Raw genomic sequence first — 1817 nt, forward strand, 5'->3', positions numbered from 1 at the left:
ACGGATAAGACTTTTGATGAGTATCAGGTGAAAGGGTATGAGTTGACCAAAATTGACTGGTCAAACGATGAAGCGGATAAACCTGCGCATCAGCGTGGCAGCAAAGGCGAAACGAAAAGCTGCTTGGTCTACCCGGCGAAAAATACACTCTATATGGCGTTTGCCCATCAACGCTGGACATGGCGACTGTGTGAGCATATGCGTTCTAACCTATCCCATCGTTCGACATGGATGCGTAAGGTCAACTTGCAACAGTTCCATTCAACACAGAGTCACCCCCATGCGGGCCTTTCGTCTCAGCTTGGCAAGTATGTCGCTGATGTTGGCACCGATGGAGCACCGACAGGTGTGTTTGATACGACCTGTACACCATTAACACCCATTGAAGGCGGAGTTGATGACTTCAAACATGTGGCAGACAAGGCTGGGTGTTGGGACTTAGATTATCGAGCTGACTTGCCCGCCCAAGATTGCGGGATGTTTATTGCCCTCGATGACCCTCTAGCGGATGTGAGCGACTTGTTCTTACCTCTTTCCAAACAGGTTGCGGCGCGCAGCACAGCCCACCAAGATGAAGACAATCTTCACAAGCTACAAATGGCCGAACTGACTCGAACACTGGGGCGGATAAGAGTAGAACATGATGAGTTACCGGTGCAGGTTAGAGATGACCCAATCAAGGTGATGGAGTTTGAACGTCAACTTACTGAATATGTCGCCACTCAATCTCTGGCAGATAAAGAGCGTACCGCCCTTGAAGCTAACTCGAATGTCGGCAACGCCCCGTTTACTCCACTTCAAGAACAAGCGATGGAGAAGCTTGCTGAGCTAAAACAGAGGTATCGCTTCACTCCGACTGCCGCGCAACGAGAAAGTTGGCAGCGCAATTCGGTGTTTAGTGACGAAGTCAACTGGAGTGAACTCGATGCTTTCCTTACTCAGTATTACACTCAGATTAAAGGTCTGGATGAGCGTATCGATGTGCTTTATCAAGATTTTATGACCGTATTTGAGCAATTGGGGACTGACCCACTGGTTTTTGGTCTCGATAATCAAGACGAGACTCACCTTACTTATCTACTTAGCTTAACCAGCCAGTACTTAGCGGTGGTAAAACAAGCGGTAAATACCGAGCAAGCGAATGAGCAGTTGAAGCAGGCGCTTTCACTGGATTCGCCCAAAACGCTTTTCGCTCTAGCTTCTCTCGGTTTTAAGTTGGAAAACTGGCAAGCGCTGAACGCTTACGTCGATGAACTTGGTAACAGTCTGCTCTCAATGGAGAACTCCAGTGACATGGTCACTGTATCGGGTGCGATTGCGAACTGGGGTGGGTTCACCAGTGACGTGCGTATGCATGATAAAGCGTGGTTTAAAGCACTAGCTGAGCCGGTACAGCTTAGCTTTATTGCACTTCAAAAAGCCGTCTCAGGGGTGGCCCAAGAGAGTTGGCGAGCCACTTCGAACTTGCTGTTCCCTAGCCAGATGAATACCACCGCAACACCAGAAGGTTTAGTCAGCAACTTGCGGCTGGTTATCTTAGAAGCCATCGTGAACCCAGAAGCTATCGTGGTTCATAACCCTGACTATCCCGCACAGTTTAAAACATGGCAGCGAAAGTTAAACACCGAAATGGCAACAATTCGTCGTATCAACCAGCTTCCCTCAGGAGAGGTGACGCCAAAGAACCACCAGATACAAACCATGCGCAGTGCTCAGCAGAAAATGCAGAAGTTGTTGAGTAGTGAGTTGCCAATGATGGTGATGCTTAAGCATGACGCGGTCAATAACACCGCCAAGCAAATGCTTAACGATGCAGT

1 protein-coding gene is annotated in these 1817 nt (G+C 48.8%); it reads left to right on the forward strand.

The window, feature by feature from the left end:
- On the forward strand, nt 1-1817 hold a 1817-nt coding region (locus QTN94_RS19725), incomplete at both ends, for a toxin VasX (protein ID WP_331428622.1).

The organism is Vibrio sp. M250220 (genome assembly GCF_036533795.1).
GTDB lineage: Bacteria > Pseudomonadota > Gammaproteobacteria > Enterobacterales > Vibrionaceae > Vibrio.